Annotated in this window: 20 protein-coding genes and 2 tRNA genes; 16 read left to right on the forward strand and 6 right to left on the reverse strand. The window is 51.6% G+C overall.

Annotated elements, in window-relative coordinates; translation table 11 throughout:
• Positions 1-7 precede the first annotated feature (7 nt).
• The 6 genes from J4E05_RS15040 (at position 8) to ppdK (ending at position 11,952) form a co-directional block, all read left to right on the forward strand.
• Complete coding sequence (locus J4E05_RS15040) at positions 8-1,150, forward strand: DNA cytosine methyltransferase (protein ID WP_349597037.1); 1,143 nt, start codon at positions 8-10, stop codon at positions 1,148-1,150.
• Positions 1,147-4,113 (forward strand): ATP-binding protein, encoded by a 2,967-nt coding sequence (locus J4E05_RS15045; RefSeq protein WP_349597040.1) that lies wholly within the window; start codon positions 1,147-1,149, stop codon positions 4,111-4,113. The genes J4E05_RS15040 and J4E05_RS15045 overlap by 4 nt, the downstream gene beginning before the upstream one ends.
• The gene (locus J4E05_RS15050; protein ID WP_349597043.1) at positions 4,106-5,962 is read left to right on the forward strand and encodes a response regulator receiver domain; all 1,857 of its coding nucleotides are present in this window, start codon (positions 4,106-4,108) and stop codon (positions 5,960-5,962) included. Before J4E05_RS15045 ends, J4E05_RS15050 begins: the two co-directional genes overlap by 8 nt.
• A 321-nt stretch (positions 5,963-6,283) precedes the next feature.
• Positions 6,284-7,174 (forward strand): glycine--tRNA ligase subunit alpha, encoded by an 891-nt coding sequence (locus tag J4E05_RS15055; protein WP_085591728.1) that lies wholly within the window; start codon positions 6,284-6,286, stop codon positions 7,172-7,174.
• 3 nt (positions 7,175-7,177) lie between these two features.
• Complete coding sequence (gene glyS, locus J4E05_RS15060; RefSeq protein WP_349597046.1) at positions 7,178-9,241, forward strand: glycine--tRNA ligase subunit beta; 2,064 nt, start codon at positions 7,178-7,180, stop codon at positions 9,239-9,241.
• Positions 9,242-9,288: 47 nt separating this feature from the next.
• Positions 9,289-11,952 carry a pyruvate, phosphate dikinase gene (gene ppdK, locus J4E05_RS15065; RefSeq protein WP_085591732.1) on the forward strand — a complete coding sequence of 888 codons (2,664 nt, stop codon included), beginning with the start codon at positions 9,289-9,291 and terminating at the stop codon, positions 11,950-11,952.
• Positions 11,953-12,035: 83 nt separating this feature from the next.
• Here ppdK and ygfZ read toward each other — a convergent pair whose 3' ends face one another.
• Positions 12,036-12,938: a CAF17-like 4Fe-4S cluster assembly/insertion protein YgfZ gene (ygfZ, locus tag J4E05_RS15070; protein ID WP_349597049.1), complete on the reverse strand. Its 903-nt coding sequence runs from the start codon at positions 12,936-12,938 to the stop codon at positions 12,036-12,038.
• A gap of 203 nt (positions 12,939-13,141) precedes the next feature.
• Here ygfZ and J4E05_RS15075 point away from each other — a divergent pair, with 203 nt between their 5' ends.
• The 8 genes from J4E05_RS15075 to J4E05_RS15110 all read left to right on the forward strand — a co-directional run bounded on the left by J4E05_RS15075 (position 13,142) and on the right by J4E05_RS15110 (position 21,388).
• Positions 13,142-14,176 carry a glycosyltransferase gene (locus J4E05_RS15075; protein WP_349597052.1) on the forward strand — a complete coding sequence of 345 codons (1,035 nt, stop codon included), beginning with the start codon at positions 13,142-13,144 and terminating at the stop codon, positions 14,174-14,176.
• 2 nt (positions 14,177-14,178) lie between these two features.
• The gene (locus J4E05_RS15080) at positions 14,179-15,129 is read left to right on the forward strand and encodes a glycosyltransferase family 9 protein (protein WP_349597055.1); all 951 of its coding nucleotides are present in this window, start codon (positions 14,179-14,181) and stop codon (positions 15,127-15,129) included.
• A gap of 4 nt (positions 15,130-15,133) precedes the next feature.
• A complete protein-coding gene (locus tag J4E05_RS15085) occupies positions 15,134-15,928 on the forward strand; it encodes a glycosyltransferase family 2 protein (protein ID WP_349597058.1) in 795 nt (264 codons plus the stop codon).
• A gap of 4 nt (positions 15,929-15,932) precedes the next feature.
• Positions 15,933-16,970: a glycosyltransferase family 4 protein gene (locus tag J4E05_RS15090; RefSeq protein ID WP_349597061.1), complete on the forward strand. Its 1,038-nt coding sequence runs from the start codon at positions 15,933-15,935 to the stop codon at positions 16,968-16,970.
• A 224-nt stretch (positions 16,971-17,194) separates the two neighbouring features.
• Positions 17,195-17,479: a hypothetical protein gene (locus J4E05_RS15095; protein WP_349597064.1), complete on the forward strand. Its 285-nt coding sequence runs from the start codon at positions 17,195-17,197 to the stop codon at positions 17,477-17,479.
• 143 nt (positions 17,480-17,622) lie between these two features.
• Positions 17,623-17,802, forward strand: a complete 180-nt coding sequence (locus J4E05_RS15100; protein ID WP_246832959.1) for a YkvA family protein — start codon at positions 17,623-17,625, stop codon at positions 17,800-17,802.
• 235 nt (positions 17,803-18,037) lie between these two features.
• Complete coding sequence (gene acuI, locus J4E05_RS15105) at positions 18,038-19,045, forward strand: acrylyl-CoA reductase (NADPH) (RefSeq protein WP_349597067.1); 1,008 nt, start codon at positions 18,038-18,040, stop codon at positions 19,043-19,045.
• Between the two features lie 372 nt (positions 19,046-19,417).
• Positions 19,418-21,388 carry a response regulator gene (locus tag J4E05_RS15110; RefSeq protein ID WP_085591751.1) on the forward strand — a complete coding sequence of 657 codons (1,971 nt, stop codon included), beginning with the start codon at positions 19,418-19,420 and terminating at the stop codon, positions 21,386-21,388.
• Positions 21,389-21,612: 224 nt separating this feature from the next.
• On the opposite strand, the gene J4E05_RS15115 is transcribed toward J4E05_RS15110, so the two are convergent.
• Entirely contained in the window at positions 21,613-22,266 is a 654-nt protein-coding gene (locus J4E05_RS15115) for a response regulator (protein ID WP_085591879.1), read from the reverse strand.
• 310 nt (positions 22,267-22,576) lie between these two features.
• Positions 22,577-23,458 (reverse strand): putative metalloprotease CJM1_0395 family protein, encoded by an 882-nt coding sequence (locus J4E05_RS15120; RefSeq protein WP_349597071.1) that lies wholly within the window; start codon positions 23,456-23,458, stop codon positions 22,577-22,579.
• A gap of 263 nt (positions 23,459-23,721) precedes the next feature.
• Here J4E05_RS15120 and J4E05_RS15125 point away from each other — a divergent pair, with 263 nt between their 5' ends.
• Positions 23,722-24,753: an NAD-dependent epimerase gene (locus J4E05_RS15125; protein ID WP_349597073.1), complete on the forward strand. Its 1,032-nt coding sequence runs from the start codon at positions 23,722-23,724 to the stop codon at positions 24,751-24,753.
• 88 nt (positions 24,754-24,841) lie between these two features.
• Here J4E05_RS15125 and J4E05_RS15130 read toward each other — a convergent pair whose 3' ends face one another.
• The 3 genes from J4E05_RS15130 to J4E05_RS15140 form a co-directional block, all read right to left on the reverse strand.
• Entirely contained in the window at positions 24,842-25,690 is an 849-nt protein-coding gene (locus J4E05_RS15130; protein ID WP_349597076.1) for a hypothetical protein, read from the reverse strand.
• A 240-nt stretch (positions 25,691-25,930) separates the two neighbouring features.
• Positions 25,931-26,005: transfer RNA gene (locus tag J4E05_RS15135), tRNA-Thr, on the reverse strand.
• Between the two features lie 25 nt (positions 26,006-26,030).
• A tRNA-Thr gene (locus J4E05_RS15140) sits at positions 26,031-26,105 on the reverse strand.
• 173 nt (positions 26,106-26,278) lie between these two features.
• Here J4E05_RS15140 and J4E05_RS15145 point away from each other — a divergent pair.
• Entirely contained in the window at positions 26,279-26,479 is a 201-nt protein-coding gene (locus J4E05_RS15145) for a hypothetical protein (RefSeq protein ID WP_349597079.1), read from the forward strand.
• Positions 26,480-26,539 lie beyond the last annotated feature (60 nt).

The following is a 26,539-nucleotide window of genomic DNA, read 5'->3' on the forward strand; positions in this document are numbered from 1 at the left end:
ATGTCATATGCCGGGTAGCCCAAAGAAAAAGCCAACTGTCGTTGATTTGTTTGCTGGAGCAGGGGGGTTTTCGCTTGCAGCTATCCTTGAAGGCTTTGAGCTTAAATTCGCGATAGAGAATAACGCGCACGCGGTATCTACATTCCAGTCAAATATACTTAAGCGTCCGGGAGCAAAAGGCGCCAAGATTTTTGACGAAAGTATCCTGAAATACAGTCCCTCTACGTTGCGTATGGAAAGATTTGGCACAGAAACATGCGATCTGCTGCTTGGGGGCCCGCCATGCCAAGGTTTTTCCACTCACAGAATACTCGATGCTGGTGTGAATGATCCTCGGAATGAACTGATACATGCTTATTTCAAGTTTGTAGAGGCGTTGCAACCCCGTGTATTTCTTATGGAGAATGTTCCAGGAATACTGTGGAAGCGTCATGAAGCCTATCTCAAGAAATTCTATGAAGAAGGTTCCCGGATCAAGTACGTGCTTCTTGATCCTGTGGTGCTGGATGCGAGAGACTTTGGAGTGCCACAGCGTCGCAAGCGGGTTTTTGTCTTGGGTATTCGGCAAGATGTTGATGCTAGTGCCTTGGTATGGCCACCAAAACCGACGCATTGTGATCCACGGAAGCCTGTTGAAGGCTTGGAATATTGGAAATCATGTGAGACTGTGTTTCGCGCAACCTATGCGGGTGACTTGAATGATGTCCATATGATTTCGGGATCAGAGTTGGTGAAGTATTTTAAAAGGACCCCACCTAACGGCGGGAGCCGTAAGGACTCCGGACGCGTATTGCCTTGCCACAAAGATCATGACGGGCATAAAGACGTATATGGTCGGATTAATTCATTTGAACCTGCGCCAACTATGACTACAGCATGTATCAATCCTTCAAAGGGGCGCTTCGTGCATCCAACCGAACATCATGGTATCACCGTTCGGCAGGCCGCCCGTATTCAAACGTTTCCGGATGATTTTGTTTTTAAAGGTGGTCTGACCGCGGCAGGGGCGCAAGTTGGTAATGCCGTCCCGATTGAGTTGGGTAGAGCGCTTATTTGCCATTTGAAGAAATCATTGATTAATGTGTCCGAACCGCCGCTGTCTTTGCGAGAGCGGCCGTGCAGAGAAATAGCCGAGCTTGAACTGGCATGATTGAAACACTGGCATTTCGGACGCAAGCAAGAACTGTTGATCATCTCGGGCGAGAGCAGATCGCCGATTGCCCTACAGCGATTTCTGAATTGTGGAAGAATGCCTATGATGCATACGCGCGAGCAGTGTCTCTGCATATCTTTGATGACCCGGAGCCGATAGCGGCGATATTCGACGATGGCCATGGCATGAGTTTCGACGAATTTGTCAATCGTTGGCTTGTTGTTGGAACGGAATCGAAATACGAAGCAAAAGACAATATCGACGATAGAGACGGGTTGCCCAAGCGCTCCAAACAGGGGCAAAAGGGGATTGGGCGGTTGTCCTCAGCAAACCTTGGGCCATTGCTGCTAATTGTGTCCAAGCGAGTTGACCACGACTTCATAGCTGCTTTGATTGATTGGCGTATTTTCGAGAACCCCTTTCTGGTGTTGTCGGATATTGAACTGCCAGTGATGACATTTACCCAGCAGCAGGAATTGTTTGATCTTCTTCCCGAGATGTTTGATCGTCTAACGGATAACATTTGGGGTAACGAAAATGATCCGAAACGCTCAGAGCGACTGAAAATTGCTTGGGAAGCATATGACAGAATTGTTCTTGATGCAGATTCCGACGCAACAAAGCCGTCGGAACTTATCGCAGGGACGATCATAAACGCGCGCTTTGATAATCGTCATTTCGAGCCTTGGCCGGTTTGGACTGACAAGCGTGCACACGGCACTGCATTGGTTGTTTCTGACATCAATTACGATTTGCGTGCTCAATTACCAAGTATTGAACCTGATGGTGATGTGGCAAGAATTCAAGAAAGTTTCTTCGCTACTCTTTCAGCATTTACTGACCCGTATGTCGATAGTGCGTCGAATGAGGTCAATGCTTTTGATCCCGATTTCACCTATGAAGTTCGAATATGGGTTAATGGCGTCAGTCGATCTGTAATTGAAGATGATAGTGATGCATTTAACAGATTACTTACTGAGCAGATGGAGCATGTCCTGAGCGGTAACATCGACGCCGATGGTGTGTTTAGGGGGCAGGTAAAAGCGTTTGGTGAGTGGCGACAGATCGGGACTGATTACGTAATTTATCCACCGAAAGATTATAAACCACCGAAGGGCCCAACAACGTATTTGGGGCCGGTAGGATTGCATCTTGCGACCTATGAAAGGGAGCGGGTCAGTTCAACGCATACTGACGATCAGCATGCACGAAATAATGAATTGGCGGAGAAATATTCCGGTTTTCTTGTTTTTCGAAATGGTTTGCGCGTTTTGCCATATGGCAGGATTGATAACGATTTCTTCGAGGTTGAAACGAGACGTAGTATTTCTGCAGGGCGTGAGTTTTGGAACGCGCGCAGAATGTTTGGGCGAGTTGCTATTTCACGCGAAGCGAACCCGAATTTGCGCGACAAAGCCGGTAGAGAAGGGTTTATCGACAATCGCAGTGCAAAAGCGCTGCGTACGTTGGTGATAAATATTCTCAAGCAAGTGGCCCGTGATTACTTCGGTTCAGCGTCGGATTTGCGAAAAGATATTTTACCAGGAATTCAAGAAAAAAATAGAGCAGAAAAAGCTGAGATAGAACGCAAAGAACTTGCGAAAAAAAACAGGAAAAAATTTAGTAGTCGGCTTAAGAAAAATTTGCCTCTTCTTGCTGAATTCCAGAAAAATATTTCAGTTGAAGTGTCGGACCTTCAAATTGAGAATGAGGGTGATCTTCAGAGTGTTCTTGATGCTCTCAATGAAGCAAATAAAAATCTTAGCGATCTCCGATTGACAGCAGCGCCAGCCAATCTTGGTTCAAGTGAAGAGGATTATCGAACCTTTAGGTCGTTATATTCAGAAGCACAGGAATTGATCCGGGGTTTAAATGAGGCCTACACAGAGGCTCTTGAGCGGATTAGACCGGCGAAGCCAGAGGCAATTGCTGAGCGCCAAATGCAAAGCTTTGCCAGTCGGTTACAGGCAAAGCTGCGTGTCTGGCGCAAGTCAATTGCTGACATCCAGCAGTCTGAGCAAAGACGTGTCGATAGCTTGTTTAATGAGCGGAATAAGGCATTTCACGGTCTTGCGGCCCCGCTGGTCGAGCAAGTGAGGCTGGGGCGCCTGGATTTAAATGATGCTTTGGAAAGAATGTCAGAAATTCATTCCGTGCTGGATATGGAAAATGAAGACACTTTCCAATCTTATCTGGAAGCGCTCGAACTGATGAGCGAAAATGTCAATATCGAGCTTATCGCAAGTCAGGGAATTGCCGACAACATTGCTTTGCGCGATGATTTGAACAATCTTAATCAAATAGCGCAACTTGGAATCACTGTAGAGATTCTAGGGCATGAACTGAACACTAATGCGCGCCTGATCAGAGAAGGGTTGCGGCAGGTTAAAACACAAGCAGAAAATCCAGGAACTGAACTGATTGAAACCGGTTTTGAGGCACTTAGCCAGCAGTTAGAATTTCTTTCTCCTTTGAAAGTATCTGGTACGCGTACGCGGCGTAAAATCACGGGGTTTGAGATTGGTGAATATCTGCGGGGCTTTTTTGATACAGCCTTTCGATCACGCGGTATTAGCTTTGATGTAACTGCAGATTTTGAACGGTTCGAGATTGTTGAGCAACCTTCGCGTTTGCTCCCCGTTTTTGTGAATCTGGTCAATAACAGCGTCTATTGGCTTGTCAATTCACGAACAGAAAATCCTAAGATTTTGATTTCCAGCCAAGATCAAAAAGTAACGGTTTCCGATAATGGTCCTGGCATCGATCCTCTTGATCAGGAAAGCCTGTTCAAGATGTTTTTCACCCGTAAAGTGAGTGGTGGGCGAGGTATTGGATTGTATCTGTGTCGCGTCAATCTCTTGGCAGGTGGACACTCTATTCAATATGTCAAAAATAAAAATGAACAGCTCCTGGATGGAGCCAACTTCGTAATTGATTTCAACAGGGGCAATCATGGCTGATATCATTGCAACTTATGCAGATCTTGTTGAGGAGGCTTTTATACAGCCACTTCGATCTGTACTGATTGTTGATGATCAGTATCCGACTTGGGAGGAGATTCTTAACGAAGCGCTCCCCGCGGACAAGCAAGCTAGACATCTGGCTGTGCGCTCCCGTGAGAAAGAATGGCGAAGAAATCCTTCGGGCCCCCTTGACGTTATCAAGCAGTTTCGCAGCCATAAACCCGGCTTTGTTATTGATATTCACGATGCCGTGTCTGGAGAAACTCATAAGTCCGACGAGGATGAGTTGGCAGACTATCTGCATCAGTCCGATTTGTTGGTGTTGGATTACAACCTTGAGGGGGCCGAATCTGGCTTGGGCGGGCTAAAGGCAAGAGAAATTCTAAAGTCTGTTCTTACCAACAAGCATTTCAATTTAATTGTCGTTCATACCAGTGAACATGATCTGAACGAGGTATTCTCTGACTGTTTACTATCTTTGATGCAAAGTTGTGCGTCCAGATTTGATGGAGACATCGATGCAGGTATTAGTAAACTCGAAGAGAAGTTAGACGAGCTTGTGGATGAGGGATTGTTTGATCGTAAAGTACTTTTCGAGAAAATGACGATGGACGATTATCTTTCCTTAAGGCGGGCTCACGTTAGTTTAGGTGATGCTATCCGATCATTTATGAAGGCTGAAGGTTATTTGGCCGATGTTAGTGCTTGGGCAAAACAAGCTGGTTTGGCTGGCAAAGATCTGAAAGATTTCTTTTATTGGGCAGTCCAAGAATTTGAGAAACCGCATAAAAAACTCTTCTCGGAAGGCGAGTTTGAAGGGGTTTCATGGAGTAGAGACCCAGAACGTTTGTGGTTCAGAACTGTTCGCGGTTTCGTTGCATTTGTTTCCAAAGGGCCTACGGATCTTCTTTCTGAATTACAAAAAGCACTGGAGGCATGGCAGCCCACACCGTCTCGTCTTCTTTCTGCCAAGTACCGGCATGAGCTAAGTAGTATCGGTGTAGAAGCAGAAGACCGGACTCTCCTTAAGAGGCATGTATTCGCACATTTTTATAAGGATTTCTGCTCTAAAGGTAATCCTAAACTAAGTGATGCAGAAGCAGAGCGTCTTAGAACAGCGAAACTTAAAAGCCATGTGTACAGCAAGTCAGAAGCAATTTCGTTTCACATTGAGGACGAAGTTGCGAGATTTGGTGAGCGAATAAGACTCGCTGATGGGGGGGAGTCTGGGGATTTTGCGCGATTTTATAATCTTGATCTTTCAGACGAGAAATCAGCGGAGTCGAAGAAAGCTCGTGCTCACTACAATAGTTATGTATCAACATTACCGTTGAAGAAGGGCGATGACCAGTTAGATAGCGGCCATATATTCAAATGGGGTGGCGATTGGTGGGTTTGTGCAACGCCAGCTTGTGATTTACAGCCTGGTCAAAACACCACTGGGTTTGTCGGGGAGAGTTCGGAACAGCGTCCATTTACTGCACTAAAGCTTGTTGAAGTGAAGAACATGGATGATGTCGATGATCAGCATGTGAACAGTGGGCTTTTCTGTTTTGTCGAACCCGTTGATCAACTTGGAGTTGTAATTTGTCTTGGTTTTCAGAAAATTGAGAAATCTGAGATCGTCCCAAATGGGAAGGCGACGTGGCGAACATTTGTAGCGGAAAAGAACGGTTTAATATCCCAAAACAAGATGTCGATGATCGTTCCAAAATTCGTTGACCAGAAACTCGTGCTGGAAGCTGCTGAAGCAGAGGTCGTTGCAAAGCTTCGGTATGAATATGCTCTCAACTATATCCAAAAAATTGGGATTAGTGTAACGCGCATAGGGTTAGGTTATTCCTGATATTTGGAAAGACCACTTATTGTATCATGGATCACGCAGAAGGTAGCGCGCATGTTTATAAAGGCTGAGTTGCGGGGACGGCATGTTTTCCATTGCTGATAGCTCCGACTTTCGCTCAACAGGCCGTGCTTCGCTTGGAACAACCGGTTGTTGCAGGTAGGAGGTATGCTGCGACACGGTATAAATTTACCACGGTGGTACAATAAGCGCTAAATTCAGGCCCGCTCAGGGCTTTTGCCTGCTTGACCGGGGCCGGACGGGGCGTTAGCTTGCCGCACTAAAATTTCTTTTGATAACAATTTTAAGCAGAGAGTATGCGCAATGGCGCTTGACGGGTCGCAACGTCCTCCATCATTCCAGGAAATTATCCTTCGTCTGCAAAGCTATTGGGCTGATCAGGGATGTGTCATTCTTCAGCCTTATGACCTTGAAGTTGGCGCCGGTACGTTTCATACCGCAACCACCTTGCGCGCGTTAGGCCCGGAAAGCTGGAATGCTGCCTATGTGCAGCCATCGCGCCGCCCGACCGATGGTCGCTATGGGGAAAATCCCAACCGGTTGCAGCATTATTACCAGTTTCAGGTTTTGATGAAGCCCTCGCCGCCCAATGCCCAGGATCTGTATCTGGGGTCGCTGGCGCATCTGGGTATCGACCCGATGGAACATGACATCCGCTTTGTCGAGGATGACTGGGAAAGCCCGACTTTGGGGGCCTGGGGCCTGGGCTGGGAAGTGTGGCTCGATGGCATGGAAGTCACGCAGTTTACCTATTTCCAGCAGGTTGGCGGGTTTGAATGTGACCCGGTCCCGGTCGAGCTGACCTATGGGCTGGAACGTCTGGCGATGTATATTCAGGGTGTCGAAAATGTTTACGACCTTGATTACAACGGTAATGGCGTTTCCTATGGCGATGTGTTCCTGCAAAATGAAAAGGAACAGTCGACCTATAATTTCGAGGTTGCCAATACCGAAATGCTGTTCCGCCATTTCAAGGATGCCCAGGCGGAATGTTTGGTGAATATTGAACGCGGATTGGCACTGCCTGCTTACGAGCAGGCGATGAAGGCCAGCCATATCTTTAACCTGCTTGATGCGCGCGGTGTAATTTCTGTTACCGAACGTGCCGCTTATATCGGCCGTGTGCGCGAGATGTCCAAATCCTGCTGCGAGGCGTGGCTTCGTTCGCGCGGACATCTGAAAGAGGAGGCATAAGACATGGCCGAATTACTGCTTGAACTGTTTTCCGAAGAAATTCCGGCCCGGATGCAGGCCCGCGCCAGTGCTGACCTTGAAAAACTGGTCACCGATGGCTTGAAGGCTGCTGATCTTGGCTTCGATAAGGTTGAAAGCCTGGTCACCCCGCGTCGTCTGACTTTGATTATTGATGGCCTGCCCGATAAACAGCCTGACCTGCGCGAAGAGCGCCGTGGTCCGCGCGCCGATGCGCCGGAAAAGGCGATTAACGGCTTTTTGGCAGGCAATGGCGTGATGCTGGAACAGTGTGAAAAGCGCGAAACACCCAAAGGTGTTTTCCTTTTTGCGATTGTCGAACAGAAAGGGCGTGCGGCTTCAGTCGTGTTAAAAGACATCATTGAAGATGCGATGAACAAGCTGCCCTGGCCGAAATCCATGCGCTGGGCGGATCACAAGGTGCGTTGGGTGCGCCAGCTTGATCGCATTTTGTGCCTGTTTGACGGCGAAGTCATCCCGGCAAGCTACGGTGTGGTGACGGCAGGCGATGTGACCAGTGGCCATCGTTTTTTGGCCCCGGCTGTTTTCGCGGTTAAAAATGCCAGTGAATACAAAGCCAAGCTGAACTTTGCCAAAGTGATGCTGGATCGCGAACAACGCAAACGTGTGATCGCCGAAGGTTGCGAAAAACTGGCAAGTGATGCGGGGCTAAAACTGGTCGATGATCAGGGCTTGCTTGATGAAGTTTGCGGGCTGGTGGAATGGCCGGTGCCGGTCATGGGCAAAATTGACGATCATTTTATGGATGTCCCACGCGAGGTTCTGGAAACCTCGATGCGCGAACACCAGAAATATTTTGTTCTCGAAGATAGCAGTGGCAAGCTGGCGGCCCGCTTTATTACCATTTCCAATATGGTAACGATGGACCGCAATGCGCAAATCATTGCCGGGAACGAACGCGTTTTGCGCGCCCGTTTGCATGATGCCAAGTTTTTCTGGGATCAGGACCGCAAGGTTACGCTGGAATCGCGCCTGCCGAAGCTGGAAACCATTGTGTTCCATGCCAAACTTGGCACGGTTGCCGAACGTGTTTTGCGCATGCGTGGACTGGCACGTGAAGTGTCGTCCTCCATTCCCGATTGTGACGTGAAGCTGGCTGACCGCGCGGCAGAAATTGCCAAGGCGGACCTGGTGTCAAACATGGTGTTTGAATTTACCGAGCTTCAGGGCCTGATGGGGAAATATTACGCCGAAAATGACGGCGAAAAACCCGAAGTGGCCCAGGCCATTGCCGAGCATTATGCCCCGGCCGGGCCGTCTGACACTTGCCCGACGGCCCCGGTTTCGGTGGCCGTGGCGTTGGCCGAGAAACTCGACACTTTGGCGGGTTTCTTTACCATTGATGAAAAACCTACCGGGTCGAAAGACCCGTTTGCGCTGCGTCGTGCGGCATTGGGCGTTATTCGCCTGGTGCTGGAGAACGGCCTGCGTTTACCGTTGCGGCGTTTGTTTGCCTATGCGGTGTCCCAATACCCGGCGTCTATTCGCCGGGATGCGGCAGTTGAAGAACTTCTTGCCTTCTTTGCTGACCGTTTGAAAGTTCATCTGCGTGAACAGGGCGTGCGCCATGATCTGGTGTCTGCCGTATTTGCGCTGGATGGCGAGGACGATCTTGTACGCCTGCTGGCCCGGGTTGACGCGCTTGCCGATTTTGTATCGGGCGAAAGCGGCGTCAACCTTATGGCTGGCTATAAGCGGGCTTCCAATATTTTGCGGATCGAAGAGAAAAAGGACAATGTTTCCTATGACGCGACAGTGGATGTCGCGCTTCTTTCGCAAGACGAGGAACGCCGTTTGTATGAGGCGCTCATCGACGTCCGGCATAAGGCTTTGCCGCTGATGCGGGCCGAGAACTATGCCGCGGCGATGGCCGGTTTTGCAGAGTTACGCGGACCGGTTGACGCATTCTTTGAAAAAGTAACGGTCAATAGCGACAATGCCGATGAACGGGCCAACCGTTTGAAGCTTCTTGCGCAGATCCGTGCTGCTTTGCATGACATTGCGGATTTTTCAAAGATCGAATCGTGAATAAGGCTGCGGACTGAAATACCAATGCCAGATGAGGAACAGGCAAGATGACCAAATGGGTGTACGGCTTCGGTGGCGGTAGCGCCGAGGGACGTTCGGATATGCGCGAATTGTTGGGGGGCAAGGGGGCAAACCTTGCCGAAATGTCCAATCTCGGGCTTCCGGTTCCACCAGGATTTACCATCACAACCGAGGTTTGCACGGCGTTTTATGACAACGACCGTAATTATCCGGCGGATTTGAATGATGAAGTTGAAACCGCCTTAAAGGCGGTTGAGAACCTGGTCGGGCGCAAATTTGGGAATAGTGCCGACCCCTTGCTGGTTTCTGTCCGTTCGGGCGCGCGTGCCTCGATGCCGGGCATGATGGACACGGTTCTTAATCTGGGCCTTAATGATGACACGGTAGAAGGTTTGGCGGCGGTCTCTGGGGATCGCCGTTTTGCGTATGACAGCTATCGTCGGTTCATTCAGATGTATGGCGACGTCGTTTTGGGTGTCGATCATTACAATTTTGAAGAAATCCTTGAGATCCACAAGGAAGACAAGGGCTATGTCCTTGATACTGAAATGTCGGCCGATGACTGGCAGGATATTGTCAAAGGTTTCAAGGCCAAGGTTGCCGAAGAACTGGGCCGCCCGTTTCCGCAAGACCCGCGTGAACAGTTGTGGGGTGCCATTGGTGCCGTTTTTGGCAGCTGGATGAACGCGCGTGCCAATACTTATCGCCGTCTTCACAACATCCCGGCAAGCTGGGGCACGGCGGTGAATGTTCAGGCGATGGTCTTTGGCAATATGGGCGATGAATGCGCCACCGGTGTTTGCTTCTCGCGCAATCCTTCGACCGGGGAAAACCGTTTTTACGGCGAATATCTGATCAATGCGCAGGGCGAAGATGTGGTTGCCGGTATTCGCACCCCAGCCCCGCTGACCAAAATTGAACGTGAAGAATCGGGATCGGACCTTCTGTCGATGGAAGAAGCTATGCCGGCGGTTTTTGCCGATCTGGTGGCGGTGCGCGACAAGCTGGAAGCGCATTATCGCGATATGCAGGACATGGAATTTACGGTGGAATCCAACCGTTTATACATGCTGCAAACCCGGTCGGGTAAACGTACGGCCAAGGCTGCTTTGCGCATTGCCGTTGAAATGTGCCAGGACGGTGTGATTAGCCGTGACGATGCCCTGATGCGCGTTGACCCGGCCCAGCTTGACCAGATGTTGCACCCGACGCTGGACCCGGATGCGGAAAAGCAGGTGATTGGCATGGGGCTTCCGGCATCGCCGGGCGCTGCTTCGGGCCAGATCGTGTTTTCCGCCGAGGTCGCCGAAGACTGGGCGCATAACAAGGGCCGCAAGGTTGTGCTGGTGCGTATTGAAACCAGCCCCGAAGATATTGCCGGTATGCACGCGGCTGAAGGCATTCTAACCGCGCGCGGCGGTATGACCAGCCATGCAGCCGTGGTTGCCCGCGGTATGGGGAAACCCTGTGTTTGCGGGGCCGGCGCGATCAAGATTGATTATCGCGGCGGCACCATGAATGCCGGCGGGGTAATGCTGAAAGAAGGCGACGTCATCACCATTGATGGCGGCACTGGCGAAGTGATGCTGGGCGAGGTTGCCACTCTGAAACCTGATCTGTCAGGCGATTTTTCGCAATTGATGGAATGGGCCGATGATGTGCGCCGCTTAAAAGTCCGCACCAATGCCGAAACCCCGGACGATGCCGAAACCGCACGCGGATTTGGTGCCGAAGGTATTGGCCTGTGTCGGACCGAACATATGTTCTTTGATCCGGCGCGTATTATTTCTATGCGCGAAATGATTTTGGCGGAAACCGAAGCCGGGCGTCGCACCGCGCTGGCCAAACTTCTGCCTTATCAGCGTCAGGACTTTATCGACCTGTTTCGCATCATGAAGGGCCTGCCGGTTACCATTCGGTTGCTCGACCCGCCCCTTCATGAATTTTTGCCGCATGGCGACAATGAAATTGCGGAGGTCGCCAAGGCTGCGGACGTATCGGAAAGCATTGTTCGCCGCCGGTTGCTGGATCTGGCCGAAGCAAACCCGATGCTGGGTCATCGTGGATGCCGCCTTGGTATTAGCTATCCTGAAATCTATGAAATGCAGGCTCGCGCTATTTTTGAAGCTGCAATCGAGGTTTCAAAGGACGGGGGTGATCCTGTTATTCCCGAAATCATGATTCCGCTGGTGGTTGGCAAAAAGGAACTCGAAATCCTGAAGGCCGCGATCATTAAGGTTGCCGGTGAAGTCGAAACCGAACAATCGGCGAAGCTGACTTATCTGGTTGGCACCATGATCGAATTGCCGCGTGCGGCCCTTCGTGCTGGCGATATTGCCGAGGAAGCCGAATTTTTCAGCTTTGGCACCAACGATTTGACCCAAACCACCTTTGGTCTGTCGCGTGACGATGCTTCGCGCTTCCTTGATACTTATATCGCCAAGGACATTTTCGCAGGCGACCCGTTTGTATCGCTTGATCAGGAAGGGGTGGGCGAGTTGATTGCGCTGGCGGCAGAACGCGGCCGCAAAACCCGGGCTGACATCAAACTGGGCATTTGCGGCGAACATGGCGGCGACCCGTCATCAATTGCGTTCTGTGAAGCACAGGGCCTTGATTATGTTTCCTGCTCGCCTTACCGGGTGCCAATTGCGCGATTGGCCGCAGCACAGGCCGCTTTGAAGAAATAACGCCCTGCGAAACAACAATAAAATTTGCATCATAACAAAAACGGCGACCTGCAAAGGCCGCCGTTTTTTGCGGGTTCTATAATTTACTCAGCGGCGGGCAACTGGACCCAATCGGGTACTTTGACGGTGATGGTTGCATCCCCGGCTTTTAAGCTGGCACCGTCTGAAATGCGTTCGAGGCGGATCATCGCCAGCCCGGCCGTGCCGTGGATGCTTTTGATGGTGCCTGCTTCGCGGTCATCATTCATGATGATGCTGCCAATTTCCGGTGTGGGGCCGTCAATTTCGATGGGCAGCAGGCGTTTACGCACCAGTCCGCGATATTTGGTTCGTGCGGTTAATTCCTGGCCCATATAGCAGCCTTTCTTGAAATCAACGCCGTTCAACTCCTCGAACCCGTTTTCCAGTAGAATGGCTTTGTCGACCTCAAGCTCCTCGCTGCCATTGGGCAGACCCAGGCGGACGCGCAACGCGTGATAGGCGTCTGGCGTGCTTTGGGTTGCACCGATGCCCGCCAGAGTGGATTCCTCGCCGTGTGGTAACAATACCCGTGCGCCCATAGCCGCCAGACGCGGATCAACGGCTTTGATGCCATTGCCAAAGGGCGCCGTCGCGCCCGATTGTTGCGGCAGGGAAAGGGACGCCAGGGCGTTATCGCCAAAAATCGCAAACACGTCGTATTCGGCACTAACGTCTGTTAGCTCGACCTTGGCGCGTAATTTATACATGCGCAGTTTTTTAAAAAGGTTTTCAGCGCGATCCCCGCCTTCGCAGTCGATCAGCAAGCTGTTGTCATCCTGATGATACATGAAAAAATCAAACAGGAATTTGCCCTGCGGGGTTAGCAAAGCCCCATAGCCCGAGTGATCCGGGCTGATTTTTTCGACGTTGTTTGAAACAAGCCCTTGTAAAAAATCGATGCGGTCTGCACCACTAACGCGGATCACGGCGCGATTGGGCAGGGGGGTGTATAAAGTTTCACTCATTTCCAGGGTGGCTCCGTAATGTCGGAATTCATTGCCGGAATGTGGGGCAAGTGCGATGGTTTAGCAAGGTCCGAGGTGTTTTGCGGGTCTGCTATTCTGACAGGTTCAAAACTTGATTGGGGCATATCACCTTAACCGTGCCTTTATAGAAAACCCTTCATTAACCCGAAACAACGCGATAAAACCCAGCTATGAAAATATTAATGCTTGATCGTTCTATCGGGTTTGAACCCGACGATATTATCGCACGCCCGCTTGGGGCGCGCCAAAGGGGCTTTATTGCCCTGGCAGAAGCCTTTGTTGCGCGTGGCCATGATGTGGTCGCACGGCGCAGCAGCGGCGCGTATGTTACGCATAATGGCGTTCGCTGGGGCCGGCTTGATGATAGCGCACCCGCCTTTGGCGATGCGTTGCCAGACCGGATTTTGGCATGGCGCGATCCGTTATTGCTTGATGATCGTCCCGTGGCCGAGGATGGGCTGCGCTGGTTGTGGTATGACGGTGATGTGTTGCGACTGGACCAGAACGATGCCCGTATGGCATTGCTGAGCAGCCTTGCCCGACTGGTTTTTACCGACCCCCGCCAGCGCGAGCATTATCATAATGATCTGGGTTTTATCCCGCGCATGATTGCACCGGGGGCGTGTCCGGCCTTTGTTGCAGCAGGGAATGATCATATCGCGGTGGATACCCGTGAGCCGCTGGCGATCAGTGTGGCGGGCTGGAAAGATGGCATCGACCAGTTGATCCGGGTGTGGTGTGAAGAAATGCCCGTTAAACCGGCTAATGCCCGGTTTGAAATATATTCAGCCGCCCTGTCCAATGCACTGGCCGGTCTGGATAGCCCGGTGCCCGATGTGCTGGTGAGTTTGGTGCGCGATGCATTATCTGACGGTGTTCGTGTGTGCATGCCGCTGGCCGAAAATGAAATGGCAGAAAAAATTGCCACGGCGCGGGTGTTTATGCACCACGGCACAACAAAAACCACACGGGACCATGCGGGGACCTGGCTATGTGATGCCCTGGCTGCCGGGACACCGGTTGTGTCCTTTGGCGGGGTTGCCGAAGCGCGGATTGAGAATGGTCGCAATGGCTATATCGTGCCCGATGATGCGGCCTATGGTAACCTGGTGGCGCAAATGCTCGGCGATGATGCGTTTTTCGCAACACAATCGGAAGCGGCGCGAAACGGGCGGCGCGAATGGCTAAATGTTGCCGCTGATCTGGAGAAGATCTAATCGTGCGTTTGCTGTTCATTACGTCAAACCGGCTGGGCGATGCGGTGCTTTCCACATCGGTTTTGCGTTACTTTGTTGAAACTCGCCCCGAATTACGCATTACCGTGGCCTGTGGCCCGGTTGCCGCCCCGATATTTGAAGCCGTGCCCAACCTGGAACGTATTATTACAATGCCCAAGCAAAAACGCGGCGGGCATTGGTGGCGTTTATGGAAATCGGTGGTGACGACCTGGTGGGACGTGATTATCGATTTGCGCGGCAGTGCCACGGCATTTGTCTTGCCCGGGCGTAAACGCATTGTTCTTTCAGGCAACGATGACAGCATTCATCGGGTTGAACAACTGGGACGGCTGATTGGTGTTACACCGCCGTTAAAGCCGCATATCTGGGTAGGACCGGATAATATTGCCAGGGCAAACACCTTGTTGCCAGCGGCACCCCACCCGGTTCTTGCCATTGGGCCGACGGCCAACTGGCCGGGGAAGATGTGGCCGGTTGAGCGGTTTGTTGACCTGGTGAAACAACTACGTGCACCCGATGGGGTGTTGCCCAATGCACATGTGCTGATTGCCGGGGCCCCGAACGAACGTGAGGCGGCTATGCCGGTGATTGAGTGTGTGGCAGAAACGGAAAGAACGGTTTTGTTTGGTGAACATTCGTTGTTAACCGTACAGGCCTGTTTGGCGCGCGCCAGTTTGTATGTCGGCAATGATTCCGGTTTGATGCATATGGCCGCCGCGGCAGCCGTACCAACATTGGGCCTGTTTGGGCCGTCGCGGGTGGAAAATTATGGCCCGTTTGGCGAAATGACGGCTTATGTAAGCACAGATCGCAGTTACGACGAAATATGGTCAACAGCGAATTATCGGGCCCGGGATAGCGAAATGTACGACCTGGCTGTTGAAAAGGTTATTTCCGCTGCATCCGAACTGCTGCGCCGGGAAAGGGGCTGATTGCATGGTACAGACCGAAGCTGTCAAAACCGTTATTTCTGCCCCAGCGGTAAAATTGTCCGCCGTTATTGTCGCCCATAATGAGGAAGATCGGCTGGCATCGTGTTTGGCGCATGTTGCTTTTGCCGATGAAATCATTGTTGTTTGCGATAAATGCAATGATCAAACCGAACAGATTGCCATTGATGCCGGGGCAAAGACATTTGCCGGAAGCTGGCATATCGAAGGTGAACGGCGCAATTTTGCCCTGGCCCAGGCCAGCGGTGACTGGATATTGGAAGTGGATGCCGACGAACATGTTTCGGCGGAACTGGCTGATGAAATTCGTCAGGTAATTGCCACTACCAACTATGATTATCACCAGTTGCTGGTGGATAATTATATCGGGGATCGTTTGGTGCGATATGGCTGGGGCGCGTCCTTTGGCAAGCCGGGCTATGCCGGGTTGTTTCGCCGGGGGGCGAAACATTGGGGGCCTCAACGGGTTCATCCGGCCGTTAAATTCCAGGGTCGCAAAGGCTTTGAGTTGAAATATCGGGTGCGTCATTACGTTGATCGCAATATTTCCGATATGATTCGCCGGTTAGACAGTTATAGCACAGCCCGTGCCGCCGATTTGCGAGAGAGTGGAAATATCGGCAGTTTTTCAAATAATTTGCGCCGTATGTTTTCGCGGTTTTTTAAATGTTATGTCCGACGCAAAGGATACAGGGAAGGGGGAATGGGGTTTTTGGTGGCGATTTGCGCCGCACTGTTTCCCATGATTTCCTATCTTAAGGCCAGGTACGAGGACAAATAACGACATGGCGAAAATTGTACTGGCCGATGACGGCATAAAGTTCGACGCCTATACGCTGGATCAAAAGGCACTTGGCGGGGCGGAAACAGCGGTTATTTCACTTGCCGAAAGTATGGCGGCCCTTGGCCATGACGTGACGATATGTAATCGATGCGATGCGCCGCATCATCGTAATGGTGTCAACTGGCAGCCGCTGGACCATGATTTTCCGGCAACGGCAGATTTGTATATCGCCAATCGTGGCGACAAGCTGATTACCAGAATGCCAGGGGCGCGACGGACGGTTTTCTGGATTCATAACCCGGCCGGATTTCTAAAAAAATGGCGTTTTTTTCGCCGCCTTCTGGTTAAGCGCCCGGCAATTGTTTTTTCAGGACAGCATCATATGGCAACAATGCCCGGGTGGGTGCCATCTGGTGAAAAAGTGATCATACCGTGCGGTATCGAAAACCGGTTTCTTCATGCCGACGTGAAGGACGACATACGCCCCAAACGGGCAATCTTCACATCCAACCCGTTGCGATCACTTGATTGGCTAGTGGATTTGTGGGCAGAAAAAATTCACCCGCTGGCACCCGATGCGGAATTGCACGTGTTTGCCGGGCCACAAACATATGGTGCCGCGGGCGACCGCAAGGCAATGGTGATGAAGAAAATTCTGGACCATGCGGCAACGTTGGCGGATCGCGGTGTTGTGTTGCGCGGCCCGGTGCCAAAGGCCCGGTTGCTTGATGAAATGCAGGCCGCACGTGTGATGCCTTATCGCGGAGACGTGGGCGAAACATTTTGCCTGGCCCTGGGCGAAGCGCAGGCAATGGGCATTCCTTGTGTTATTCAGGATGTTGGCTGCGTTGCGGAGCGTATCGTCGATGGTGAAACAGGGTTTGTTGCCAGTACGGACGATATTTTTGCGGCACGGACCGCAGAACTTTTGAATGATGACAGTTTGTGGTTGCAGCAGCATAAGGCCGCCCTGTCACGGCAGCGCAATTGGGGCTGGGAAGATGCGGCGCAGGCTTTTATCAACCTTATTCCCAAATAGGAATGTGTCACCAAAGGAAGGTGATGAAGGTGTGTCGTATAGATTTTTTCCGGGAAAATAATGCATTCTTATCCGTAGGGATATGATTGTATAGGCGTAGGTATTGCGATCCAGGGTGTTGTTTTTAAAATAAAACCTATGTGGCATCTGTTTGGGAACCTTTCTAATTCCCAAATGTTTATCTGGTAATGTTTTGTTAAAGAACGTGGCCGGAGGATACAATAATGTCGTGGATAGAGCATTTCGCCTTGGGCGGCATTCTGGTTTTTGCCGCTACTGTTTCCCTGCTGGCAGCCAGCAATATGATGCAAGACCCGAATTTGGCACCGTCGATGGCACACGCCAGCGGCGTTAGCATGTATAACTTTGACAAGCTGCACAGAAGTTCGACGCAGGCGTGTCTTGCGGGTTGTGAGATGATGGTGGTACGCCGTGCGCAGCAGGATGGCACAGAAACGGCCCTGTCAATGTCGTCAGATCTTGTGAAGGCCGATTTTCAGGTTAAATAAAAGATCCGTGCAGAAAGCCTGGTTCGCGGTTTTGTGGTGGTGTTTTGCCAGATCAGGTTTAACAACAGGGGCCGATTTTGGCGCGAAGCGGATTAGCAATTGTTCCAAATCTGATTAAAGGGTTGGTGCGTCGGGATGTGCCGATGCGTAGCAAAGCCCTGTTATTGGCCGGGTTGGTTTATCTGGTCAGTCCCGTTGATTTGATACCGGATTTTATTGTCGGTGCGGGCTGGATTGACGATTTGGTGATTGTACCGTTGCTGGGCTGGTTTTCCTGGAGGGTTTTGCCACCTGTTGTTCAAAACGACATGAAAAAAGACTAATCTTCCGTGACGTTCAGCGTGCTTTGCCCTCGCAATATCCATTCTTTACCCGTCTGATTTTTAAATTTTGTCATTTTACCGCAGTATGTGCGACGGGATCGCGGTGCGGGCTGCATCTGTTGTGCCGGTTTCATCGGTGTCTTAGTAACAAGTCGTATTGACGGGGTTCGTGTTTGACAAACCTTGTTCATGCTTCCTACCTTGCCCGATTGGTTATTCATTCCGGGAGGCGACAATGAGCAGCGATTTTCGTGCCTTGATGTTAAATGCGTCAGATGACGGCAAAAAAGTCACCCCGGAATTTCGAACATTATCGGTTGATGACTTGCCTGAGGGTGAGGTTCTGATCCGTGTTTCCCACAGCACCCTGAACTATAAGGACGGCATGATCCTTAACGGATTGGGGCGGTTGGTGCGGCAGTATCCGCATATTCCCGGTGTGGATTTTGCCGGTGAAGTTGTTGAATCGTCCGATGATCGATATTCAGCAGGTGACCAGGTGATCCTGACGGGGTGGCGGGTCGGTGAAAGCCATTGGGGTGGTTATGCGCAAATGGCGCGGGTCAAGGCCGACTGGCTGGTGCCTTTACCCGAGGGATTGACCACAGCACAGGCAATGGCAATTGGCACAGCTGGCTTTACATCGATGCTGGCGGTCATGGCCCTTGAAGAACAGGGTATTTCACCACAACAGGATGGCGAAATACTGGTAACCGGCGCAGCAGGAGGTGTTGGCTCGGTTGCAATTTCCATTCTTGCCCATTTGGGATACCGGGTTGTGGCTTCGACCGGGCGACCGGAAAATAGCGATTATTTAAAACATCTTGGGGCCAGTGGTGTTGTTGATCGTGCCGAACTGGCAGAGCCCTCTTCGCGTCCATTGTTAAGCGAACGCTGGCAGGGCGCGATTGACAGTGTTGGCAGCACAACATTGGCACATATATTGGCTGAAATGAAATATCACGGGGCTGTCGCTGCATGTGGCTTGGCCGGGGGGGCGGATTTGCCTGCCACTGTTATTCCGTTTTTATTACGCGGTGTTCGCCTGATCGGGATTGATTCGGTTCTGTGCCCCTATGAAAAGCGGGTACGTGCATGGCAGCGACTGGTAACCGACCTGCCAAAGGAGCGGTTAACCGAAGCCACACAGATCGTAGCACTCGCCGATATTCTACCTTACGGCGAAAAAATCCTGAAAGGCGAAGTGCGCGGGCGTCTGGTGATTGATGTCAAAGCCTGCTAGGGTTGAAGGATAATGCCCGGCTGGAAGTTTTATCGCATCCGTTGGGGCTCCATTGGGGCACCATCCGCCAGGCAGACTTAATGCCATGATCAATATTGTTGTTTCCGCACAGGATCGTGCGGAAACATGATCTGGTCCGATCATCGATATCCGGGGTGTTTTGGGGCTAAATAAACCTGAAACCGGGTCGTGGATTTTTGACGATGGTGTTGTTGTATGTGTGGTTCTACCCGGTTGGGTTGAGTTGTCTTTTGTGGCAAGAAAATTAAAATGAATTAATATGGCCTGCCGCCGGTTTGACCGGGCAGGTCTTTTGTTATTGGCAAACCGGGGTGCCGGTTGTGCATATTCGTTGGTTGGGTGCCAGAACAGATGAACGAGAACCGTTTTCGCATATTGCTGGTCGAGGATAATCCCGGTGATGCATTTCTGGTGAAAACCTTGCTGGAAGAAGCCGGCGAAACCTTTGACATTGAACATCGGATTAATTTGGCCAGCGCGTTGGAACTGTTATCGCGCCAGCGAACAGACCCGCGGTTCGATGTGGTTTTGCTGGATTTGACATTGCCCGATTCATCGGGGGTGCAAACCATTAGCCGCATCCGCGATGCAGATAGCCGCGTGCCGATTGTCGTTTTAACCGGACATAAAGACGAAGAACTGGCATTTGATGCCCTTCAGCATGGTGCCGAAGATTACCTGACCAAGGAATTTCCCGATGGCCGAATGATCCGCCGTTCTATTCGGTATGCGATCGAGCGTTCGCGTTCGGAACAGGCCCTTAAGGAAAGTGAAGAGCGTTATCGCAAGCTGGTGGAACTGGCCCCGGAACTGATTGCTGTTCTGACGGGGGATCGTATTTCCTATGTCAATCAGCAAGGGCTTACCATTTTAGGGGTGGAAGATACCGACGCCCTGATTGGTAAAAGCATTTTTGAATTGCTGTTGCCCGATAGCCGTGAAATTGCCGAGGAACATATCGAGCGTTATGCGCGCGGGTATAATGGCCGGGCAGATTTTGTGATTTTGTGCCGTCGTGGCGATGGCGTGACGGTGGAACTGGAAGTGTCGGCCATTGCCTTTACCCACGAAGGCGACCCGGCGATGTTGATTGTGGCCGAAGATGTGACGGAAAAACGCAAAATTGAACGCCAGCTGGTGCAAACATCAAAACTGGCGACCCTGGGTGAAATGGCAGCATCCGTTGCCCACGAGATGAACCAGCCATTGAATGTTATTCGTATGGCGGCCGATACCTGTGCATTGCAATATGACATGGACGGCGTTTCCCCGGCGTTTCAACGCGAAAAGCTGAACCTGATTAGCGGGCAAACCGAACGCATGGCTGAAATTATTCGTCATTTGCGGGTTTATAGCCGCCCGGATGAAGACGATTTCGAATTATTTGAGCCGATGCAGGCCATTGAGCGGGCTGTAAACATGGTGGAGCATGATTGCCACCTGGCCGGAATTAATGTGGATGTGGTGATATCGCCCATCCCCTGTCAGGTGTCAGGGCGGCTGGTGCAGCTTGAACAGGTTTTGGTCAATATGCTGACCAATTCGCGCGATGCCATTGTCGAAAGTCACGAGGATCTGGGCAATATTGATGGTTTGATCCGGGTGACTGCCACGGTGGATGAGGAAAACGAGCTTTTACGCATTGCGGTTAATGATAATGGGGGAGGTATTCCTCAACACGCCATTGATTTGATTTTTCATCCTTTTTTCACCACCAAGGATGTGGGTAAGGGCACGGGCCTGGGGCTTTCGGTGAGTTACGGCATTGTCGAGGGCATGGGCGGTGAAATTGAAGCCCGGAACGAAGGCGATGGCGCCTGTTTTGAAATTATTTTGCCGGCGGTAAATATCGGCCAGAAAATTGCAGCACCGGCTGCGGTTGATGTTGACGCAACCGCGCGTGAAAAATACCACAAAGACCCGGACCAGATTTTACGGCGCAGCAATATTCGCATCATGGTCGTGGATGACGAAATCGATGCGATGGAAATTATATCGGCCTATCTCGAAGGGCAGGGATACGCGGTTAGTGCGGCCAATGACGGCGAAGATGCCCTGGCCATTGCCGGTATTATTGCCCCGGATATTTTAATTACCGATATTCGGATGCCCCAGATGGATGGAAACCAGTTGATCCGGTCCATTCGCGAGCGCAACCCGATGATCCCGGTTATTGTGATGACGGGGCACCCGGGGGATGCCGAAATGCCGCATGATACCAGCGAGGATGCGCCGGTCATGGTTATGGCCAAGCCATTGGATCTTAAGGAATTGCACGCGATTATTGATGAACTGGTACTGGCACTTGATATTGGTGGCTGAGGGGCGATTTTAAATTGTCGCATTGAGGCCCCGCCAGACAAGAACCTGTATGGCAGCTGATGGGCGGGCAGGCCTGAATTAAGTTGATTTTGAAAAGATCAACCCGGCCAGGGCCGGACATACAAACAGGCGCACAAAGGCGCCTGTTATGTCGAACCGGTCAGGGGGCAAGTAAGGTACGACAGGTTACGCGAGTACCAAAACGTGCCGATAGCTTGTGATGATCAGGCTTCCCAGCCTAACTGCATGGCAATTTTAACCGCCTGGGTCCGGTTTGCCGCGCCCAGCTTTTTGAAAATGCCGGTCAAATGCACCTTAACGGTAATTTCCCGCACACTAAGCTGTTTGGCGATTTCCTTGTTTGACAGGCCCTTGGTCAACAATGCCAGAACTTCGCGTTCGCGGTTGGTCAACTGACGCAGGGGGTTATCAGGTTCAAGGCCGTCAAGGTCAATCTCGCCGGGGCGGATGGTGCCGCCGTCATCTTCAAGCAGAGCCGACGGAATATATTTTTCGCCCGACAAAACCAGTCGCAAGGCATTGATCAGCGATTTACCAGACAATGTTTTGGGCAGATAACCCGATGCGCCATGTTCCAGTGCGTTCAAGACATCGCTGCGTTTAACCGACCCTGAAAGGATGACCACCGGAACATCCGGGTATTTCTGACGCATAACAGTCAGGCCCGAAAGCCCGTTCATGCCAGGCATGTTCAAGTCAAGGATGGTCAAATCGATTGATCGTTCACCATTTACAATTGCCAGTGCTTCGGCGAAATCCTTCGCCTGGGCAACTGTTACATCTGGTGCCGCAGTTTGCAGAAATGACGTGATGCCATCCCTGACAAGATCGTGGTCGTCCGCAAGCAGGATGTTCATGTTATTTGCCATATTCTTTCTTTGACGTGTGAACATACATTACATTCACACATCTGGCGCTGCCGCACCGGGAAAAGTGCATTGCAGCGCGATATTGTACATTTTCCCAAACCACACTTTCACTAAGTGTGGTCGTAGAATTAAATAAAACCGAACCGCTGTCAAACGGATGAAGATTACGGTGTTAGCATGATTATACGGGTGGGTGGCATGCAATCCTAAACAAAATCGGCTTCCTCAACATCAGCATAATGTAATGGTATAGGGGAGTCGCAATTTAAAACCCTAAAATGCGTTTGATTGGCTGGGGTTACGCTTTTGAGTTGAAAAAACTGCCGCGTTGCTGACGGTCTTGCGCTGCCGTGCCTGCCAAACTGGCAAAGGGGGATTCGTTTTCATCTGCATCCGGCTTCTGGCCTGCTGCCGCATATGCAGATAATGCCGTATTAACGAGGGATTGCGCCGACGCCGGGGTATTGTTGGTATTTAGGGCAATTTGTGCTGGTTCCATGTCGGGCTTAGCGTCGGATGTGGGGGGACTTTGCTGGTCCTGCATTCCAAGCAACATCGTCGCCTGACGAAAAGCCGCCATATCCGCCCCCGATGGGGCATTGGGTGACAGAGCGGCATTTTGCAAGGCGGCCAGGGCCGACCTGGTATCGCTGCCACCTTGCGAGGCAATGCTGACATCGACATGGCCGCCAACGGCATAAGCGTTGCCATCCGGGCCGATTTCATATTGATATTGCGGGGCGGATGCATATTGCCCTGCGGCTGCGGCGTGGCCCTTTTCTTCCTGCTTCACTGCCGAATCCCGGGCCTGAAGGCGGGAAAGTTCGGCTCGTTCGGCATCGGTCATTTCGGCAGGCGTTTTTGCCGCGTCATTGGCTGCGCCCGCCCCCTTTTGGGTCGCCGCGTCGCGGGCTTCCTGATATTCGGCTGTTGAAATGCCGCCTTCACGGGCCTGTGCCGCCGTCAGATTGCTGGCATCGATCAGCCGGGTTCGTTTGGCTTCAATACCCCCATAGGCACCTGTGCCACTGCTGCTGCCACTGCCTTGCGACGGGATTTCGGTTGCTTCATATTCAGTCAGAATATCGCCACTGGCCGTGCGTGCGATCTCGCGGACATTCAGGATAACTCCCAAACTGCCTTTGGCCGCATTTGTTACCACACCACCGGGTCCGATCATGACCGTCTAAAAGCCTTCATGCGTTGATTTAAGAACTGAACAGCGAAATCATAACGCATTTTTGCCCGGGAGTCTTGTGACGGTGAACACAGAATGCACTATGTGCGCACCGGGCAAAGGCTTGCACCTTGTATGGTCCGCTGCTAGATCATGGTCATTCCGGGGGCGTTTGCTTATGCTATACGCCCTCATCTGTGAAACGGGTAAAGTTATTGGTCTGCGGGCGATGGTCGCAGCAAAACAGCTTGAACAGGGCAATCCATATGACGTCGTTTGTTATTCCTGCCAATGAAACTGTGCTGGTCACTGGGGCCGCGGGCTTTATCGGCTCGCATCTTAGCCACAAGCTGCTGGATCAGGGGGCGCAGGTTATCGGGCTGGACAATGTTAACGATTATTATGATGTGACGTTGAAAGAAGCCCGCCTGGCCCGGCTGGAAGGCCGTGATGGTTTCAGGTTTGTTCGCATGGATTTGGAAAATCGCGACGGTATCGCCGATTTGTTTGCCACTGAAAAGCCGACCTATGTTGTGAATCTGGCCGCACAGGCCGGGGTGCGTTATTCGCTGACCAACCCCCATGCCTATATTGATGCCAATCTGGTTGGTTTTACCAACATTCTTGAAGGCTGCCGCCACAATGGTGTGAAGCATCTGGTTTATGCCTCAAGCAGTTCGGTCTATGGCATGAATACGGAAATGCCTTTTTCCGTGCATCACAATGTTGATCACCCGATCAGCCTGTATGCTGCATCGAAAAAAGCTAACGAATTGATGGCCCATACCTATAGCCATCTTTATCGTTTGCCGACAACGGGGTTGCGCTTTTTCACCGTCTATGGCCCGTGGGGCCGCCCGGACATGGCGTTGTTTCTGTTTACCAAGGCCATCCTTGAAGGGCGGCCGATTGATGTGTTTAACGAAGGCAAAATGCGCCGCGATTTCACCTATATCGATGATATCGTCGAAGGCGTTTATCGCTGCATTTCCAGCATCGCCCAGCCGAACCCGAACTGGAACCCGGCCAACCCGGACCCGGCCAGCAGCTCCGCCCCGTATCGGGTGTTTAATATCGGCAATAACAGCCCGGTAGAGCTGATGCACATGATTGAAACGCTGGAAGATAAACTGGGCCAGAAAGCCCAAAAAAATCTGTTGCCAATGCAGCCGGGCGATGTGCCCGCCACCTATGCCGATGTCGATGCCCTGATTGATGCGGTGGGCTTTAAGCCCGAAACATCGATTGAAACCGGCATTGGCAATTTTGTCGATTGGTATCGCGAGTTTTACGGTTAACGGTTTTATTCGGTTAAATGGCTTTCAGGCACGATTGCACGTAAGGCAATCGTGCCTGATGTGTTTTAAAGCGGTTTTGCCGAAAAAATTAAGCCGCATTTTGCTCCATCAGGCCAAGCAGAAAAGTCTGCATGTCACGCATGTTGGACTGCATGCGGTCATACTGGCTTTGTTGTTGGGACAGATGTTCGCGTGCGTCGGCGAGGGCCGTGGCATAGTTCTGGTCAATATCGTGGTTTGGATACCATTTTTGCGAAAATTCGCGCCGGGTTGGGGCGGTTTCGTCGCTATAGTGGTTCACGGTCAAGTTCGGATATTGCCCGGACAGGGCTTTGGTGCCTTCACGGGTGATGTAATCTTCGCGGGCCTGGCCGCGCAGCCCTAATTCATTGGCCTTTTGGACGACGCTTTGTAAGGCATGCCCGCCGCTATGGGATGCAACACCGCCTGCTTCATCCATGTAACCCAAAATCTGGTCGCCATTGGAAAAGACCACCCGCACGTCAGATGGTGAATCAGGACTTCTTGCTTCGAGTGTCGCCACCGATTGCTTGGCATGTTCCAGCATCGCAGCCTGTTGTTGCTCGAAATCAAACGGCGAAAATTGCTGCTGGAGTTCCAGCCATTTGTCAAAGCCGGGAATCATTCTTTCATATTGATCGGCGGAAAGCTCGGTTGCGGTTGATCCGTCCGGCCCTGTCACGGTGACAGGTTCATAATCGCTGTCGCGCATCGCAGCGATCCGCTCGCGCATCGGGGCATAGGCTTTTTCGTAATATTTTTCCAGATAGGGGCGCATCGCCGGGTCTGAATACATTTCCTCGCTGAAATCAAAATTGTCCGTAAAGCTGTCATCATTGCCCGATGTGGCCCCGGCCCCGCTACCGGATTGTGTGGTGGCATAATAGGCACTGGTTGCAGATTCGATCCCTGACATGATCCTGCCTTTCCCAAACAGTGAAACTGATAGGAACAAGCAAAGAATATGCCGGTTTTGCAGTGCTTTGCGCGTGTTGGTATGGGGTAAAACAGGGCAAAGGCCACAAAAGGGATGGGCGAAATTACCGGCCCGACCAAAAGTGTAGGAAAAAGCTGCCGGAAGGCACGCAGCATAAAACCCGGTTGACTGTTAAAGCCAGGTCCAAATGTTTTTTGAAGATCAGCAATGTCTGGAAAATGGTGCTGCCGGAGAGATTTGAACTCTCGACCTCTCCCTTACCAAGGGAGTGCTCTACCCCTGAGCTACGGCAGCCTGTAACAGGCCGATTTCGGGCAAATGGTGCTGCCGGAGAGATTTGAACTCTCGACCTCTCCCTTACCAAGGGAGTGCTCTACCCCTGAGCTACGGCAGCAAGAACCCTTGCGGTGCGGGCGGGTTATAGGCTACTGCCTAGCGTCTGGTCAAGCCCGAAATATGCACCTTTTAAATCGGCAGGGTGATAGCCGTGATTTTGCCACCTTATCGTGTATGTTTCGCGCGGATTGACCTGCTTGTTTCAGAGAAATTCAAACATCAGAAGTGACCATGAGTGAAAAGAAAAAACAGGCCAAGCCCGTTGCCTCGCCGCAACGCCTGAAACGTGAAGCAGAAGCCCTGCGGGCCAATCTTGCACGACGCAAGCAACAGCAACGCGGGCGTAAGGATGATGAGTCGGGCGATGCTGCGAATACAGCCGATAATGTTTCAACGGACGAAGCCCCGAATGCGGGAAATGACAAGGCCTGAAAACATGGCCCAAACGCCTGATTAACGGCTTGTGTGTTATCTGTAGGGGCTGATCGGCAT

The sequence above is a fragment of the Thalassospira sp. NFXS8 genome (assembly GCF_040148805.1).
GTDB lineage: Bacteria > Pseudomonadota > Alphaproteobacteria > Rhodospirillales > Thalassospiraceae > Thalassospira.